17 protein-coding genes are annotated in these 17,752 nt (G+C 29.7%); 16 read left to right on the top strand and 1 reads right to left on the bottom strand.

The features are described 5' to 3' along the window. The first annotated feature begins 84 nt into the window (after nt 1-84). A complete protein-coding gene (gene holA, locus H8923_RS02570; protein WP_153925625.1) occupies nt 85-1,146 on the top strand; it encodes a DNA polymerase III subunit delta in 1,062 nt (353 codons plus the stop codon). 118 nt (nt 1,147-1,264) lie between these two features. Here the strand turns inward: holA and rpsT are convergent, their stop codons facing one another. Further along, the gene (rpsT, locus tag H8923_RS02565) at nt 1,265-1,531 is read right to left on the bottom strand and encodes a 30S ribosomal protein S20 (protein ID WP_147539740.1); all 267 of its coding nucleotides are present in this window, start codon (nt 1,529-1,531) and stop codon (nt 1,265-1,267) included. A gap of 269 nt (nt 1,532-1,800) precedes the next feature. On the opposite strand from rpsT, the gene gpr reads away from it, so the two are divergent. The 15 genes from gpr (at nt 1,801) to rpsU (ending at nt 17,726) form a co-directional block, all read left to right on the top strand. Then, nucleotides 1,801-2,757 (top strand): GPR endopeptidase, encoded by a 957-nt coding sequence (gene gpr / locus H8923_RS02560; RefSeq protein WP_153925623.1) that lies wholly within the window; start codon nt 1,801-1,803, stop codon nt 2,755-2,757. A gap of 12 nt (nt 2,758-2,769) precedes the next feature. Continuing rightward, nucleotides 2,770-3,723, top strand: a complete 954-nt coding sequence (gene spoIIP, locus H8923_RS02555; protein ID WP_153925621.1) for a stage II sporulation protein P — start codon at nt 2,770-2,772, stop codon at nt 3,721-3,723. A gap of 23 nt (nt 3,724-3,746) precedes the next feature. Beyond that, entirely contained in the window at nt 3,747-3,977 is a 231-nt protein-coding gene (locus H8923_RS02550) for a hypothetical protein (RefSeq protein WP_153925619.1), read from the top strand. A gap of 165 nt (nt 3,978-4,142) precedes the next feature. After that, the gene (lepA, locus tag H8923_RS02545; RefSeq protein ID WP_187127811.1) at nt 4,143-5,948 is read left to right on the top strand and encodes a translation elongation factor 4; all 1,806 of its coding nucleotides are present in this window, start codon (nt 4,143-4,145) and stop codon (nt 5,946-5,948) included. A 156-nt stretch (nt 5,949-6,104) separates the two neighbouring features. Beyond that, nucleotides 6,105-7,430, top strand: coding sequence for an APC family permease (locus tag H8923_RS02540; protein ID WP_153925617.1), 1,326 nt, complete (start codon nt 6,105-6,107; stop codon nt 7,428-7,430). Between the two features lie 204 nt (nt 7,431-7,634). Further along, on the top strand, nt 7,635-8,768 hold the full coding sequence (hemW, locus tag H8923_RS02535; protein WP_153925615.1) for a radical SAM family heme chaperone HemW: 1,134 nt from the start codon (nt 7,635-7,637) through the stop codon (nt 8,766-8,768). A gap of 99 nt (nt 8,769-8,867) precedes the next feature. Continuing rightward, nucleotides 8,868-9,890: a heat-inducible transcriptional repressor HrcA gene (gene hrcA, locus H8923_RS02530; protein ID WP_153925613.1), complete on the top strand. Its 1,023-nt coding sequence runs from the start codon at nt 8,868-8,870 to the stop codon at nt 9,888-9,890. 16 nt (nt 9,891-9,906) lie between these two features. Further along, nucleotides 9,907-10,479 (top strand): nucleotide exchange factor GrpE, encoded by a 573-nt coding sequence (grpE, locus tag H8923_RS02525; protein WP_408639057.1) that lies wholly within the window; start codon nt 9,907-9,909, stop codon nt 10,477-10,479. Nucleotides 10,480-10,549: 70 nt separating this feature from the next. Continuing rightward, nucleotides 10,550-12,385, top strand: a complete 1,836-nt coding sequence (gene dnaK, locus H8923_RS02520; RefSeq protein ID WP_153925609.1) for a molecular chaperone DnaK — start codon at nt 10,550-10,552, stop codon at nt 12,383-12,385. Nucleotides 12,386-12,511: 126 nt separating this feature from the next. Then, a complete protein-coding gene (gene dnaJ, locus H8923_RS02515; protein ID WP_153925607.1) occupies nt 12,512-13,672 on the top strand; it encodes a molecular chaperone DnaJ in 1,161 nt (386 codons plus the stop codon). A gap of 302 nt (nt 13,673-13,974) precedes the next feature. Continuing rightward, entirely contained in the window at nt 13,975-14,916 is a 942-nt protein-coding gene (gene prmA, locus H8923_RS02510) for a 50S ribosomal protein L11 methyltransferase (RefSeq protein ID WP_153925605.1), read from the top strand. Between the two features lie 8 nt (nt 14,917-14,924). Continuing rightward, nucleotides 14,925-15,677, top strand: a complete 753-nt coding sequence (locus H8923_RS02505) for an RsmE family RNA methyltransferase (protein WP_153925603.1) — start codon at nt 14,925-14,927, stop codon at nt 15,675-15,677. 1 nt (nt 15,678) lies between these two features. After that, nucleotides 15,679-16,989 (top strand): tRNA (N(6)-L-threonylcarbamoyladenosine(37)-C(2))-methylthiotransferase MtaB, encoded by a 1,311-nt coding sequence (mtaB, locus tag H8923_RS02500; RefSeq protein ID WP_187127835.1) that lies wholly within the window; start codon nt 15,679-15,681, stop codon nt 16,987-16,989. Nucleotides 16,990-17,035: 46 nt separating this feature from the next. Then, entirely contained in the window at nt 17,036-17,386 is a 351-nt protein-coding gene (locus H8923_RS02495) for a histidine triad nucleotide-binding protein (RefSeq protein WP_187127810.1), read from the top strand. 160 nt (nt 17,387-17,546) lie between these two features. Next, entirely contained in the window at nt 17,547-17,726 is a 180-nt protein-coding gene (gene rpsU / locus H8923_RS02490; RefSeq protein WP_071121214.1) for a 30S ribosomal protein S21, read from the top strand. Nucleotides 17,727-17,752 lie beyond the last annotated feature (26 nt).

Genomic DNA, 17,752 nt, shown 5'->3' with positions numbered 1-17,752 from the left:
AATTGTATTATGTTATTACATATTACATAATACTGTTTTCGTATATGACTTATAACGAACTAAAGATTATGAAGGAGCAAGAAAATGAATTACAAGGATATTATAAAAAGTGTTAATAATAGAGATTTCAAAAATATATATCTTTTTTATGGTAGAGAATATTATCTTATTGAAAATTCTATAAATGCTTTTAAAAATAGTTTGAATGAAAGTATGTTAGATTTTAACTTAGATATTATAGATGGGAAGGAAATTATATTAGATCAAGTTATAAGCTCTATAGAAACACTTCCTTTTATGGATGATAAAAAAATAGTTATAATAAAAGATTTTGAACTATTAAAAGGGAAGAAGAAGAATTTTACTGATAGTGATGAAAAATATTTAATAGATCACTTAGATAATATACCCGAAAGTACAATTTTAGTTTTTGTTGTTTATGGAGACATAGATAAAAGAAAAAATATAGTAAAGAAGATAAGTAAAAATGGAATAGTTTGTAATTGTGATAAACTATCTGATATGGATTTATTTAAGTGGGTAAAAAAGAAGTTTGAAGCTAGAGAAGTTAGAATAGAAAATGCTCAAATTATGTATTTTATAGATTCTGAAGGATATAGGGATAAAAGTAGTGAAAAAACTTTATCAGATTTAGATAATGAAATAAATAAAATAAGTTCATTTGTGGGCAAAGGAAATCAAGTGAATAATGAGGTAATAGATAAATTATCACAAAAAAAAGTAGAAAATGATATATTCAAACTAATCGATTATATAGGTGAGAAAAATTCTTCAAATGCAATTAGGATATTAAATGATATGATCCAAGAAGGTGAATCAGTACTTGGTATATTTTCTATGATTGCAAAACAATTTAAAGTTGTTATGCAAGTTAGACAATTTCAGTTAGAAGGATATACAAGTAAAGTTATTGCAGAAAAGTTAAAATTACATTCTTTTGTAGTGGGGAAGGCCTTAAAACAAGCATCTAACTTCTCGGATGAGATTATAATAGATATGTTGAATTATATTTTAGAAAGTGATTATAAGATAAAAAATGGATTAATTAAAGATACGTTAGCCGTAGAAATTTTAGTTAGTAAATATTGTCAAAGGAAGTTAGTTAATAAAAATACCTTAGATTAAAGTTATAATCTAAGGTATTTTTATGTAAAAAAGAATTTTATTAGTTAAGCGAATAAAAAATGTAAAAACCCTTGATAAAAAATCAAGGGTTACATCTATTAAGATTATAAACAGAGAATTAAGCGTTCATTCCGTTTAATTTTTGAGCTAATTTAGCTATTTTTCTAGCTGCAGCATTCTTGTGTATAGTTCCTTTAGATGCAACTTGAGATATTCTCTTTTGAGCATATTGGAATCTTTGAGTAGCTTCTTCTTTGTTTCCAGCTACAACAGCTTCTTCGAATCTTCTTATAGCAGTTTTTAATTGAGATTTTCTAGCTCTGTTTAAAGCAGTTTTCTTCTCGATAACTTTTATTCTTTTCTTAGCTGATTTTATGTTTGCCATGTGAGTTCACCCCCTCGTACATTTTTATTATATTCGTCGTCAACATATTATATATTAACAGAAATAAATCTGAAAATCAAGGATAATTTATTCATAATCTTATTTTAATAATATCTGTTATTTTTGACTTTTAAGATTATAACCTATATAAAAATAATTTACAATATATAATTTAATTATTCAATATTTACAAAATTATAATTTTTGTTATAGAATACTAAAATTTGTTAACACTTATAAATATCATTCAATTAATACTGGAGGTTAAGATGATTAATATAAGAACAGACTTAGCATTAGAAGCTAAAGAGATGTATGCAGAGGAGCAAAATACTAGTGAATTACCTGGAGTAAAGGTTGAAAATAAGGAATTAGATAATTGTATTGTAACGAAAGTAGAAGTTATGGATGAGCAAGGTTCGATGATAATGAATAAAGGAATAGGAACCTATATAACATTAGAAAGCAACTTGATGAAATTTGATGATGATGAATCAAGAGAAGAAATGATAAAATACTTAAAAGATGAGTTGGTAGAAGTTTTTGGAACTGATAAAACTAAAAAAACTTTAATTATTGGGTTGGGAAACTGGAATATAACTTCTGATGCATTAGGCCCAAAAAGCATATCTAAAACTTTAGTAACTAGACATATATTTAAAAATTACAACAAAGATTATGATGATGATTTTACAGAAGTAGCTGCACTTAGCCCAGGTGTTATGGGTATTACAGGAATAGAGACAAGTGAAACTGTTAAAGCAATTGTAGATATAATTAAACCAGATAGAGTAGTTGCTATAGATGCTCTAGCATCAAGGAAGATGGAAAGAGTAAATGCAACTATACAAATTTCAACAGCTGGTATATCTCCAGGTGGTGGAGTTGGAAACAAAAGGAAAGCCTTAAATAAGGAATATTTAGGAGTAGATGTTATAGCAATAGGAGTTCCTACTGTTGTAGATGCAGCAACTTTAACTAGTGATGTTTTAGATATGGCTATTGATAACTTAATGAGTGAATCCAAGGAATCAGAGACCTTCTATAATATGTTAAAAAAACTGAAAGAAGGAGAGAAGTATCAATTAATAAAAGATTCTCTAGATCCATATGATAAAAATTTAATCGTTACACCTAAAGACATAGATGAAACCATAGAAAACTTATCAATAATAATAAGCGAAGGGTTAAATAGAGCATTGCATCCAGGAAGGATAACAAAATAAGGAGGAAAAACAATGGAAAAAAAACGCATTAAGGCAAAATTATTAGCCTGTGTGTTAATTTGTATATTGCCTACAACAACATCATTTGCTATGGATAAAGAAGACTTTTTTAGATATCTAATAAATTCTTCTTATCCAGAAACTAATACAAATGAAGAGAAAGAGTCAGCTAGTACAAAGAATAATGATGATGAAAAAAATGATAACAATGATAATAATGATGATTATATAAAGGTACACATAGGTGAAGAAAATATACCTACTTTAAATTCAGATGATAATAGTAGTAAAAGTAAAGAGAAAAATGAAAGTGAGACATCGCTTTTAGCTGAATATAAAGATAATGTTAGAGTAACAAGTGCAACTCCAAGAATGTTGATATATCATACTCATAGTTGTGAAACATACTCTAATTCACCTTCTGGGAATTACCACTCAAATGATCCGGAAAATTCAGTAATAAAAATAGGTAATTTACTTACAACTCAATTAACTAATAAAGGATGGGGTGTAGTACATAATACTACTATACATGATAATCCATCATATAATAACTCATACTCTAACAGTTTAAAAACGGTAAAATCAATGCTATCTGCTTATAATAGTGTAGATATAGCTATAGATTTACATAGAGACGCATCAGCAAATGTAACAAAAGAAACAAATAAAAATTATACAACAACTATAAATGGAGAAAAGGTAGCTCAAATTTGTTTCGTAGTAGGAATGAAAAATCAAAATGTAGATGAAGTTATGAAAATAGCAACAGACCTTACAAATTTAGCTAATGAAAAATACCCTGGAATAGCTAAACCTGTAGTTAAAAAAAGTTACGGTAGATATAATCAATATGTAGCTAAAAATGGTATATTAATTGAAGTTGGAAGTAACGCAGTAAGTATAGAAGAGGCTAGTGCTAGTACGAAATATATAGCAGATATATTAGATTCATATTTTAAATAGATATAACTATTTAGGAGTTTAGAATGAGTCGTTTAGAAAAACATATAGAAAGAAAAAATAAAAAAAGAAAAAGAAGATCTATTTATAGGATAATATTTATACTAATAATGTCTGTAACTGTCAGTATATGCCTGATAATTATTGATACTAATGCGAATATTATGTTAGGAAATGAAACTTATATAGAAAAGACTACAAAATCATTAAAAGAATTACAACCGTACATACAAGGTAAAATCGAAAGTCTTCGCTAAGTATATATTATAAAAATATAAATAAGTAATAAAATAAGACTTAGTATTATACTAAGTCTTATTTTATTATAAAATTTTACTTTATATTAAGATAACTTTTATTTACATAAATGCGGATATATTATAAAATAAAAGCTATGATATTAATAATAAGGAGGAATAAAGGTGGACAACAAACAAAGTAGAACTAGAAATTTTAGTATAATAGCGCATATAGATCACGGTAAGTCTACCTTAGCTGATAGATTAATACAAAAAACAGGTCTTGTTAGTGATAGAGAAATGAAGGATCAGTTATTAGATAATATGGATCTTGAAAGAGAAAGAGGAATCACTATAAAGCTGCAAAATATAAGGTTAGTTTATAAAGCTAAGGATGGAAATGAGTATTTCTTAAATCTTATAGATACTCCAGGACACGTAGACTTTAACTATGAGGTGTCAAGAAGTTTAGCTGCTTGTGAAGGTGCACTATTAGTAGTAGATGCAGCACAAGGTGTTGAAGCTCAGACTTTGGCTAATGTTTATTTAGCATTAGATCAAGATTTAGAGATATTACCTGTAATAAATAAAATCGACTTACCAAGTGCTAGACCAGATGAAATAAAAGCAGAAATAGAGGATATAATTGGTCTTGATGCCAGTGAAGCACCATTGATTTCTGCAAAAAGTGGTTTAAATATAGAAGATGTATTAGAAGCTATAGTTAAAAATATACCGGCTCCTAAAGGTGATAAAGAAGCACCTTTAAAAGCATTAATATTCGATTCATACTATGATGCATATAAAGGTGTTGTAGCCTATGTTAGAGTTTATGAAGGTACTGTAAAAAAGGGTATGACAATAAAAATGATGAACACTAACAAAACTTTTGAAGTAACAGAGGTTGGTGTTATGGCTCCTGGTCAGAGAGAACTTGATGAACTAGCTGCTGGAGATGTTGGATACATTGCTGCAAGTATAAAAGATATAAGAAGTTGTCACGTAGGTGATACTATAACTGATGCAAATAATCCTACTGAAGAACCATTACCAGGGTATAAAAAAGCTACTCCTATGGTTTACTGTGGTATATATCCAGGTGAAGGTGAAAAATATGAAAATGTAAGAGATGCTCTTGAAAAAATGCAAGTAAATGATGCGGCTCTTGAGTTTGAATCTGAGACATCTGCTGCTTTAGGATTTGGTTTTAGATGTGGATTCTTAGGTTTACTTCATTTAGAAATAATTCAAGAGAGATTAGAAAGAGAGTTTGACCTTAACTTAGTTACAACGGCACCTTCTGTTATATACAGAGTTACTAAAACTGATGGTGAGATTGTAATGGTTCAAAATCCTGCAAATTTACCTGAAGTATCAGAAATAAAAATGATAGAAGAGCCTATAGCTAAAGGTGATATAATTGTGCCTAAAGACTATGTAGGTGTTGTCATGGAATTATGTCAAGAAAGACGTGGAAACATGTTAAATATGGAGTATATAGATGAAAAAAGAGTTATGCTTCACTATGACCTTCCATTAAATGAAGTAATTTATGATTTCTTTGATGCACTAAAATCAAGAACAAGAGGATATGGTTCATTAGACTATGAAATAAAAGGATATGTACCTTCTAATCTTGTTAAACTTGATATATTAATAAATAAAGAACAGGTAGATGCACTTAGCTTTATTGTTCACGAAAGTAGAGCTTATCCTAGAGGGAAAGCTATGTGTGAAAAGTTAAAAAATGAAATACCAAGGCACCAATTTGCTGTTCCAATACAAGCTGCAGTTGGAAATAAAGTAGTTGCTAGAGAAACTATAAGTGCTCTTAGAAAAGACGTTCTTGCTAAATGTTATGGAGGAGATATTTCTCGTAAGAAGAAACTTCTTGAAAAACAAAAAGAAGGTAAGAAACGTATGAGACAAATAGGCTCTGTAGAAGTTCCACAAAAAGCATTTATGTCTGTGTTAAAGTTAGATGATTAATTATAAATAAAAAGATGTATGGAATTCTTTTGAATTCTATACATCTTTTTTAGTTATACAGGTTTAAACTGTCAAGTCTAATAATTAAGATAAATCTGGTAATACTAAAGATGTAAAAATATATAATTTTTATTAATTTTAGTAAGGAGGCAACTTATGAGTAATGAACTTAAAAAAACTCTAGGTTTGGGAACTGCTCTTTCTACAGTTATAGGTTTAGTAATTGGTTCTGGAGTTTTCTTTAAACCACAAGCTATCTACACAATAACAAATGGTGCTCCAGGATTAGGAATAATAGCTTGGATTTTAGGTGGATTTATAACTATTATGGCTGGACTTACAGCAGCAGAAGTGTCAGCAGCTATACCTAGAACTGGTGGTATGATGGTATATATAGAGGAGATATATGGAAAGAAACTAGGGTTTTTAACAGGTTGGATGCAAACTGTATTATTTTTTCCAGGTACTACAGCTGCATTAGCTGTAATTTTTGCTCAGCAATGTGCGGAGCTTTTTGGCTATACAGCCACTAATATGACGATAGTACTTCCAATAGCATTAGGTGTAATAATACTACTAGCCTTACTAAATAATATCGGTTCTTCTTTTGGAGGTGCGATACAAAATATAGCTACTATAGGTAAATTGGTACCATTAATTTTAATAATAATATTTGGATTTATAAAAGGCAAAAGTGGAGGGAGCACATTTACACCGATTGTGGGACAAGGAGTTAGTGCAAGTACAGCATTAGGTCATGTATTAATTGCAACATTATTTGCATATGACGGATGGATAAATGTTGGAGCAATAGCAGGTGAAATGAAAAATCCGGGTAAGGATTTGCCAACGGCAATAGTTGGTGGGTTATCAGCTGTAATGGCAGTATATATAATTATAAATTTAGCTTATTTAAGAGTAGCAAGTGCTTCAGAGTTAGCTTTAGTGACGTCTCCAGCAACATTAGTTGCTACTAGATTGTTTGGAGATGTTGGAGGTAAAATAATAACTATCGGTATACTAATATCAGTATTTGGAACTTTAAATGGGTATCTTTTAACAGGACCAAGAATTCCTTACACATTAGCTAAACAAAAGATTATTCCTGGTAGTGATGCCTTATCAAAAGTTAATGCAGGAGGCTCACCTACAAATGCAACATGGTTAGTAGCCATACTTGCATGCATATATGCATTATCTGGACAATTTAACTTGTTAACTGACTTAACTGTATTTATGGTATGGGTATTCTATGTACTTACATTTATAGGTGTAATGAAGCTTAGAAAAGATAATCCGAATTTAGATAGACCATACAAGGTACCATTATATCCTATTATTCCGTTGGTAGCTATAATTGGAGGCTTATTTGTTATAGTTAATCAATTGTTAACTGCTACTGTAATAGCCTTAGGAGGTATAATAATAACTCTAATAGGATTACCTGTATATAATTACATGTCTAAGAAGAATGACAATTAAATTACTATTAAAGTTAATTTATTTGGGTAAAATAAATAAAAGGCTAAGTTATAAGTTTTGTATATAATACTTTTATACTTATAATTTAGTCTTTTTTTTAATTGAGGGAAATAAAATTGTAAAAAATATGGTAAATTATAGAGTAAAGTGAATTTTATAAAAAGATTAAAAACAATAAAAATAAATATGAAAGTAGGTGAGCTAATGTTTGGGTTATATATACACGTTCCTTTTTGCGTGAAAAAATGTAATTATTGTGATTTTAACTCCTTCAAATTAGATATAATTTCAAAAAAAACATACTTAGAAGACTTAAAAAAAGAAATGGAATTATATAAAAGTGAAATTGGTAATAATGAAGAAATAACAAGTATATTCTTAGGGGGAGGAACTCCAAGTATATTAAGTGGAGATGAGATTAAGTACATATTTAAGTGTATAAATGATAATTTTAATATAAAAAAAGGTGCGGAAATTACTATTGAATGCAATCCCGGAACACTGACATTAGAAAAATTACAAGATATGAAGGATGTAGGTATTAATAGATTAAGTATGGGGCTTCAAGCTACCCAAAATAATCACTTAGAATATATAGGTAGAATACATACTTATGAAGAGTTTGAGAAAAATTATAAAGAAGCTTTAAATGTTGGGTTTGATAATATTAATATTGATTTGATGTATTGCCTTCCGAATCAAAGTTTTGATGATTGGAAAGAAAGTTTAGAAAAAATAACGGATTTAAATCCAACACATATATCAGCGTATTCTTTAATATTAGAAGAAGATACAGAACTTTATAATATGTATGAAAGAAAAGAGTTTAGGCTTATGGATGAAGATACAGATATTGATATGTATGAGTATACAATAAAGTATTTAAAGTCTAAAGGATATAACCAATATGAAATTTCTAATTATTCAAAAGATGGTTTTGAATGTGAGCATAATAAACTTTATTGGAAATGTGGACATTATATTGGTATTGGACCAGGGGCATCTGGTTATATAAAGAATACTCGATATGGAAACTTATGTGATTTAAATGAATATCATAAATTGCTTATGAAAAATGAAAGACCAATAGATAACAAAGAAATTCTTAATATTGAAGATAAAATAGAAGAAAAGATATTTATGGGACTTAGAATGAATGAAGGAATAAATTTTGATGATTTTAAAAAACAATTTAATATAGATTTTCTAGAAAGGTATCATAAGCAAATAAAAGATTTAAGTGATAAACATTTAATTCGAATAAGTGAAGAAAATATAGCATTAACACAAAAAGGAAGGGAAATATCAAATACAGTTTTTATAGAATTTATGAATTAATAGCAAAAGTGTTGACAAAATAAAATTATAGTGATATAAAATAAATATAATCTTTTTAGCACTCGTATAAAATGAGTGCTAACAGCAGGGAGGTGCAAGATGGAATTAAATGAAAGGAAACTCAATATCCTTAAAGCTGTAATTAAAGACTACATAGATACAGCAGAAGCTGTAGGGTCTAGAACTATATCGAAGAAATATAACTTAGGTGTAAGTGCAGCGACTATAAGAAATGAAATGGCTGACCTAGAAGAACTAGGATATTTAATTCAACCTCACACATCTGCTGGTAGGGTACCAACAGAAAAAGGTTATAAGTTGTATGTAGATGCACTTATGGCAACCAGTGAATTGAATGAGTCAGATAAGATTATGATTGAAAAATGTGTTCAAAATAACATTAATCATATTCAAAGTCTTATTCATGAAACTTCGAAGTTATTATCAGAACTGACTAATTATACAACTGTAGGAGTCGCTAAAAACTTAGTGAACTACAGTACTATAAAGCATATTCAACTAGTAAGTATGAATGAAAGTAATATCTTGCTAATAGTAGTTACTGATAAAGGTGATATTAAAAAAGAAACTATCCCTACTAAGATTTATTTAGAACAAGCTAAACTAAATATTATATCTGACAATCTAACTAAAAAGCTTGGTGGTAAAACTATAACTCATTTAGATAATAAGTTTGTGGCTTTTATAAAGCATGAAATAGGAGAATATTCTAATTTAATAGATCAACTTGTAAATGCTCTAAATTCAAACTTATCAAATGAAGAGTTATCAATGTCTTTAAGCGGAGCAACCAATATATTTAGTTATCCAGAATTTAATGATGTATTAAAAGCTAGATCATTCTTTAATATGATAGAAGAAAAAGAAAATATAACTAAGATGACTAAGTCAAAGGGTATATTAAAGGATAATGCTAATATAATTATTGGTAGTGATAATGATGTAAAAGCTGCTCAAGAGTATAGTGTAGTTACAGCAACATACAAAGTAGATGAAAACTCAGTAGGACGTATAAGCTTTATAGGACCTACTAGAATGGACTATTCTAGAATATATTCTATAATAAGTTATATAAACTTACTGATTAATAATAAAAAATAAAATTGAGGGGTGCAGTATCTTGGAAAAAAATATTCATCAAGATGAAAAAGATACTTCAGTTAACGAAGAGATAGAATCTCAAGAAGTTAATTTTGAAGAATCAACTGAAACTAACCAAGATGACAATGTTATAGACATAAACTCGAGGTTAGAGGAAGAAAAAATGAAAGAAGAATTAGCACAAGAAAGAGATAAGTATCAAAGACTACAAGCAGAATACTCAAATTATATAAGAAGAACTAATCAAGAAAAAGAAACAATTGGAGTATTTGCGAATGAGAAGATAATAACTGAGTTAATACCAGTTATTGATAGTATGGAAAGAGCAGTGGAGGCTTGTGATAACAAAGAAGATAAACTATACGAAGGTATAAATCTTGTTCAAAAACAGCTTAAAGATACTTTAAGCAAGTTTGGCGTAGAAGAAATCGAAGCTGAAAATGCTGACTTTGATCCGAACTTACATTTAGCAGTTATGCAAGAAAGTGTAGATGGCGTTGAAGCTAACAAAGTAATAATGGTACTTCAAAAAGGATATAAGCTAGGAACTAAAGTAATAAGACCAACAATGGTTAAAGTTTCTTGCTAATAATAAATTAACTAAAAATGAAATTTAAAATAATAAAATGATAATAAATTACTCAAGGAGGATATGAATCATGGGAAAAGTAATAGGAATAGATTTAGGAACAACTAACTCTTGTGTTGCTGTTTTAGAAGGTGGAGAACCACAAATAATAGCAAATACAGAAGGTATGAGAACTACTCCATCAGTAGTAGCTTTCACTAAGGATGGAGAAAGAATAGTAGGTGAACCTGCTAAAAGACAAGCAGTTACAAATGCAGATAAAACTGTAATATCAATAAAAACTCATATGGGAACAGATTACAAAGTTGATATAGATGGTAAAGGATACACTCCACAAGAAATATCAGCTATAATATTACAAAAATTAAAAGCAGACGCTGAGAGTTATTTAGGTCAATCTGTAACTGAAGCTGTTATAACAGTTCCAGCTTACTTTACAGATGCTCAAAGACAAGCAACAAAAGATGCCGGTAGAATAGCAGGTCTTGATGTTAAGAGAATAATAAATGAGCCAACTGCTGCAGCTCTTGCTTATGGAATGGATAAATTAGATCAAGAAAAGAAAATATTAGTATTCGACTTAGGTGGAGGTACTTTCGACGTATCTATACTTGAAATAGGGGATGGTACTTTCGAAGTTTTAGCTACTGCTGGTAACAACAGATTAGGTGGAGATGACTTTGACCAAGTTATAATAGATTATTTAGCTGATGAGTTCAAAAAAGCTGAAGGTGTAGATTTAAGAAATGATAAAATGGCTCTTCAAAGATTAAAAGAAGCTGCTGAAAAAGCTAAAAAAGAATTATCTTCAACAATGAGCTCGAATATAAACTTACCATTTATAACAGCTACTGCTGAAGGACCAAAACACTTAAATATAGATTTAACTAGAGCTAAATTTGATGAATTAACTGCTCATTTAGTTGAAAAAACTATGGAACCAACTAAGAGAGCTTTACAAGATGCAGGATTATCTACATCTGATATAGATGATGTATTATTAGTAGGTGGATCTACAAGAATACCAGCGGTTCAAGAAGCTGTTAAAAAGTTCATAGGAAAAGAACCTCACAAAGGTATAAATCCAGATGAATGTGTTGCTGCTGGAGCGGCTATACAAGCAGGTGTTTTAACTGGTGAAGTTAACGATTTATTATTATTAGACGTAACTCCATTATCATTAGGTATAGAAACTTTAGGTAATGTATTTACTAAAATAATAGAAAGAAATACAACTATACCAACTAAGAAGTCTCAAGTATTCTCAACTGCTCAAGATAACCAAACTGCTGTTGATATACATGTTCTTCAAGGTGAAAGAAGTATGGCTTACGACAATACTACTTTAGGTAGATTCCAATTAACTGATATACCACCAGCTCAAAGAGGAATACCTCAAATAGAAGTTACTTTCGATATAGATGCTAATGGTATAGTTCACGTTACTGCTAAAGATTTAGGAACTGGAAAAGAACAAAAAGTTACTATAACTTCAGGAACTAACTTAAGTGAAGAAGAAATAGAAAGAAAAGTAAAAGAAGCTGAAATGAATGCTGAAGCTGATAAGCAAAAGAAAGATAAAATAGAAGCATTAAATCAAGCTGAGTCAACTATATATCAAACTGAAAAAACTTTAGGTGAAGTTGCTGATAAAATAAGTGCAGATGATAAAGCTAACGTTGAAGCTGCAATAGCTGATTTAAAATCTGTAAAAGATAGAGAAGATGCTACGGCTGAAGAAATAAGAAAAGCTATGGATGAAGTAATGAACAGATTCCAAAAAATATCTGAACAGATGTATCAAGCTGCAGCTCAAGAACAACAAGCTCAAGGTGGAGCTCAAGAAGGACCACAAGATGATAATGTTGTAGATGCTGACTTTACAGAAGTAAATGACGAAAAATAGGTTACAAAAACAGAGAAATTTTATATAATAAAATAGAATGTTAAATCTGTTAAATATAAAGAATAATAGCTTGTAGTTTTAATATTCTACAAGCTATTATTTTGTAAGATAAAGGTGGTGACAAACTTGAGTACTAAAAGAGACTACTATGAGGTACTGGGTGTAAGTAAGAGTGCGGATGAGAAAGAGATAAAAAAAGCTTATAGAAAATTAGCGATGAAATACCATCCAGATAGAAACCCTGATAATAAAGAAGCAGAAGAAAAGTTCAAAGAGATAAATGAGGCTTACGAAGTTCTATCAGATGAAAATAAAAGAAGAACTTATGATCAATTTGGTCATGAAGGCGTAAATGGACAAGGTGGATTTGGTGGTCAAGGATTCGGAGGCTTCTCAGGTGGAGCTGGAGGATTCGAAGACATATTCGGAGATATATTTGGAGATATGTTCGGAGGTGGATTTGGAGGCTCAAGCCGTCAAAGAAGAAGAGGTCCTGAGCGTGGAGCTGATATAAGACAAAATGTAACTATAGATTTTGAAGAAGCTGCTTTTGGTAAGAAAGTTTCAATAAAAATAAATAGAAGTGAAGAGTGTAATGAATGTCATGGAACTGGTGCAAAACCAGGTACATCTAAGAAAACTTGTCCAACATGTAATGGTAGCGGAGAAGTTAGAACTGTTCAAAGAACTCCTTTTGGTAATATAGCAAGTTCTAGAACATGTGGCGAATGCCATGGAGAAGGAGAAATAATAGAATCACCATGTAATAAATGTCATGGAACTGGAAGTACTAGAAAAGTTAAAACTATCGAAGTAGATATACCTGCAGGTATAGATGATGGTCAAATGATTAAGCTTTCTGGTCAAGGTGAAGTTGGATCTAAAGGTGGTCCAAGAGGAGATCTTTATATAGTTGTAAATATTAAGAAGCATTCATTATTCACAAGAGAAGGATATGATGTATACTTAGAAATGCCAGTATCATTTAGTCAGGTTGCTTTAGGTGGAGAAATAGAGGTGCCTACTTTAGATGGTAAAGTAAGTTATAATGTACCAGCTGGAACTCAAACTGGTACAGTATTCAGATTAAGAGAAAAAGGTATACAAAAACTTAGAGGTAATTCAAGAGGAGATCAATATGTTAAGGTAGTAGTTGAAACACCTAAACATTTAACTGATAGACAAAAAGAATTATTAAGAGAGTTAGCTAAAGAGTCTGGAGATGAAGTTCATGAAAAGAAGAGGACATTCGGACAAAAAATAGAAGATATGTTTAAGAAAAAATAATAATCTGTATCAAAAGGTGATTTGTTTAACTGGGAGCAATATATAAATATAAAATAACTTCTATGCAGTTAAGGTATACTGCAGATTTAAGTTATTTTATATTTATGCATCTGCTTTTAGTTAATCAAATCGATTTGATACAGATTTTTTATTTATTAGATATAAAAATATATTGTAAATATAAAAATTAATAAAGAATATGTGAAATAGTATAAAAGAATGTTATAAAAGATAATAATAATTATGATATAATAAAATTTACGGAAAAAGAGGAAAATTAATAGTAAAGGATGGACGTACATATGAAATGGATTGAAGTAACTATAAAAACTACTACGGAAGCTGTTGAAGCTATAACTAATATACTAGATGACCTTAGAACGGGCGGAGTTATGATTGAAGATCCTAAGGACTTTTTCTTCCAAAAGAAAAATGAGTTGGATTGGGATTATGTTGAAGAAGAAGTTTTTAACAAGAGAAATAGTGAAGGTGTTTTAATAAAAACATACATATCAGAAGAAAGAAATGTAATGGAATTAGTCGAAACTATAAAGCAAAAAGTTTCAGCTTTAACTGGATTTGGTATAGATATAGGTGAGGGTAGTGTATCTTTAGGACAAGTTAATGAGGAAGACTGGGCTAATGAGTGGAAAAAATACTATAAGCCTACTAAAATAGGTGAAAAATTAGTTGTAAAACCTACTTGGGAAGATTATGAAGTTCAATATGGTGATTTAGTAATAGAACTAGACCCAGGAATGGCATTTGGAACTGGAACTCATGAAACTACTACAATGTGTATGAGAGAGTTAGAAAAATATGTAACTGAAGATTCTAAGGTATTCGATATAGGGTGTGGAAGTGGTATACTTGCAATAGCAGCAGCAAAATTAGGAGCTAAAGATGTTATAGCTGTTGACTTAGATGAAGTAGCTGTAAAAGTAGCTGCAGAAAATGTTGCTCACAATCATGTACAAGATTCTGTACAAGTTCTTCATGGAAACTTGATAGATGTAGTAAGTGACAAAGCAGATGTTGTAGTTGCTAATATTATAGCTGATATTATAAAAATATTAGCAAAAGATGTTCATAGTTGTATGAAAGAAGATGCTGTATTTATATCATCAGGAATAATACATGCCAAAGTCGATGAAGTTAAAGAAAGTTTAATAGAAAATGGATTTGAAATAATAGAAGTAAAAACATTAGGTGAGTGGAATGCAATAGTTGCTAAGCTTAAGTAGGTGTAATTATGGATAGATTTTTTGTTGAAAAGAAAAATGTTAATTTAGAGAATAATACTTGTATTATTGAAGGTGAAGATGTAAAACATATTTCAAAGGTACTTAGATGTAAAATTGGTGAAGAAATAGAAGTATGTGACAAAGACAATACAGAGTATATATGTGAAATTACTAATATAAGCAAAGATATAGTTGAACTAAATATACTTGATAAAGTAGATATAAAAAGAGAGGCCGATGTAAGAATTAGATTATATCAAGGTCTTCCAAAAGGACCTAAAATGGAAATGATACTGCAAAAACTTACAGAAGTTGGTGTAGATGAAATAATATTGGTTCAAACAAAAAGAAGTGTTGCTAAGGTTGATGAAAAAAAGGAAGATAAAAAAATCGAACGTTGGGAAAGAATAATTTATGAAGCAGCAAAGCAAAGTAAAAGAGGTATAATTCCAAAACTAAGAGGTGTTTTAAGTTTTAAAGAAGCCTTAGAAGATATGAAAAATAATGACATGAATATATGTCCTTATGAAAATGAAAGAACTGTATCAATAAAAAAAGCTATAAAAAATGCAAATATAAATAGTATAGGAATATTTGTAGGCCCAGAAGGTGGAATTACAGAAGATGAAATTGAAAGTGTTCAAGAAATCGGATCTCATGTAGTTTCTCTTGGACCTAGAATATTAAGAACAGAGACAGCGTCAGTTGTTGCATCGTCTATAGTTTTATATGAACTAAGTGACTTAGGAGGAGATGAATAAAGTGAAAAAAGTAGCTTTTTACACATTAGGTTGTAAAGTAAATCAATACGAAACAGAAGCTATGCTTGAAATGTTCAAAAAAGATGGATATGAGCAAGTAGGTAGTGAGGAATTTGCAGATGTATATGTTATTAATACATGTACAGTAACTCATATGAGTGATAGAAAATCACGTCAATATATAAGAAGAATGAAAAAGAAAAATCCAGATGCTATAATAGCTGTTGTTGGATGTTATTCACAAGTATCACCTGAAGAAATACTTGAAATAGAAGAAGTAAATCTAGTAATGGGTACTAATGAAAGAAGAACGATAGTTGAAGAAATAAAAAAACTTCAAGAAATTGAAGGGAATAAAAAAGCTAGTACAGTAGATGATATTATGAAGGTAAGGGCTTTTGAAGAAATAGAAGTAAGCCAATCAAATGGAAGAACTAGAGCATTTATGAAAATACAAGATGGATGTGACAGATTCTGTACTTATTGTATAATTCCTTATGCAAGAGGTGGAAAAGTAAGAAGTAGGGATATTGAAAGTATAGTTAATGAAGCTAAAACTTTAGCGGATAATGGCTATAAAGAAGTAGTTTTGACAGGTATTCATGTTGCATCTTACGGAAAAGATTTAAGAGAAAGTAATATGAAACTTTTAGACGTAATAAAAAGAATAAATGAAATAGATGGTATCGAAAGAATAAGAACAAGTTCAGTAGAACCAATTTTATTTACGGATGAATTTGTAAATGAAGTCTTAAAGATGGAAAAAGTATGTCCTCACTATCATTTATCTTTACAAAGTGGATGTGATGAGACATTAAAAAGAATGAATAGAAGATATACTACAGAAGAGTATAAATCTATAGTTAAGAAATTAAGAGAAAAAATACCTAATGTAGCAATAACTACTGATGTAATAGTAGGTTTTCCTGGGGAAACTAATGATGAGTTCAACAAAACATATGATTTCTTAAGGGACATAGAACTTTCACAAATGCATGTGTTTAAGTATTCACCTAGAAAAGGAACTCCTGCAGCCACTATGGAAAATCAAATAGATCCTCAAATTAAGCAATTTAGAAGTGATCAACTTATATCTTTAAGCAGAACTAATTTTAATAAGTTTGCAAGTAAGTTTATAGGTAGCGAGATGTATGTTTTATTTGAACAAAATATAGTAGATAATAAATATGAAGGATTAACTCCTAACTATATAAGAGTAGTTGTTGAAAGTGATAAAGATATACAAGGAAATATACTAAAAGTCAAAATAACAGATGTAAAAGATGAATATGTTGAAGGAATTTTAGTATAAAATGTAGAAATATTACTTCTTAGATAGAATAGGAGGTGTGAAAACAGTGAACTGTATATTTTGTAAGATTATAGAAGGTGAAATACCATCACAAAAAGTTTATGAGGATGAAAAAGTAATTGCATTTAATGACATAAATCCAGTTGCACCTTATCATATACTAGTTGTTCCTAAAAAACATTATGAAAGTATAATTGATATAAATGAAAATGAAATGGAAATTGTATCACACATTCACAATGTTATAAATAAAATAGCTAGTGAGAAAGGTTTTGATAAAGATGGATTTAGAATAATTAATAATTGTGGTAATGACGGTGGCCAAGAAGTAAAACATCTTCATTATCATGTGTTAGCTGGAAAAAAATTACCTTTGTATGAAGCTGAAAATAAGTAATTTGATTAAAAAATGTATTCTTCTTTACGAAAAATACTTGATAAAAGTGAGCTTTTAGTTTATAATAAACAAAGTGTGAGGTTGTAATGCATATTATGCAGATTATAATCGTAGTTACAGTCCCAGCATAATTCGCGCTATCGGAGGGAGGGAAAAAGAAATGTCAGAAGTAAGAGTAAGAGAAAATGAAACATTAGACAGTGCTTTAAGAAGATTTAAACGCCAATGTGCTATGTCTGGCATCATGTCTGAAGTTAGAAAAAGAGAGCACTATGATAAGCCAAGCGTTAGACGTAAGAAAAAAGCTGAAGCTGCAAGAAGAAAAAACGCTAAGAAATAGTAGAAAAGAATAAAGAGGTGAAGGGA

The organism is Romboutsia faecis, from assembly GCF_014323405.1.
In the GTDB taxonomy this organism is placed as follows: Bacteria; Bacillota; Clostridia; order Peptostreptococcales; family Peptostreptococcaceae; genus Romboutsia_E; species Romboutsia_E faecis.
The sequence above is the reverse complement of the archived record's forward strand: the minus strand, read 5'-3'. Positions and strand labels throughout refer to the sequence as shown.

Coding starts and splice junctions, on each gene's coding strand:
- prmA (WP_153925605.1), top strand. CDS start 13,975: ATGAAATGGATTGAAGTAACTATAAAAACTACTACGGAAGCTGTTGAA.
- H8923_RS02550 (WP_153925619.1), top strand. CDS start 3,747: ATGAGTCGTTTAGAAAAACATATAGAAAGAAAAAATAAAAAAAGAAAA.
- rpsT (WP_147539740.1), bottom strand. CDS start 1,531: ATGGCAAACATAAAATCAGCTAAGAAAAGAATAAAAGTTATCGAGAAG.
- holA (WP_153925625.1), top strand. CDS start 85: ATGAATTACAAGGATATTATAAAAAGTGTTAATAATAGAGATTTCAAA.
- hemW (WP_153925615.1), top strand. CDS start 7,635: ATGTTTGGGTTATATATACACGTTCCTTTTTGCGTGAAAAAATGTAAT.
- dnaK (WP_153925609.1), top strand. CDS start 10,550: ATGGGAAAAGTAATAGGAATAGATTTAGGAACAACTAACTCTTGTGTT.
- H8923_RS02505 (WP_153925603.1), top strand. CDS start 14,925: ATGGATAGATTTTTTGTTGAAAAGAAAAATGTTAATTTAGAGAATAAT.
- H8923_RS02540 (WP_153925617.1), top strand. CDS start 6,105: ATGAGTAATGAACTTAAAAAAACTCTAGGTTTGGGAACTGCTCTTTCT.
- gpr (WP_153925623.1), top strand. CDS start 1,801: ATGATTAATATAAGAACAGACTTAGCATTAGAAGCTAAAGAGATGTAT.
- rpsU (WP_071121214.1), top strand. CDS start 17,547: ATGTCAGAAGTAAGAGTAAGAGAAAATGAAACATTAGACAGTGCTTTA.
- hrcA (WP_153925613.1), top strand. CDS start 8,868: ATGGAATTAAATGAAAGGAAACTCAATATCCTTAAAGCTGTAATTAAA.
- spoIIP (WP_153925621.1), top strand. CDS start 2,770: ATGGAAAAAAAACGCATTAAGGCAAAATTATTAGCCTGTGTGTTAATT.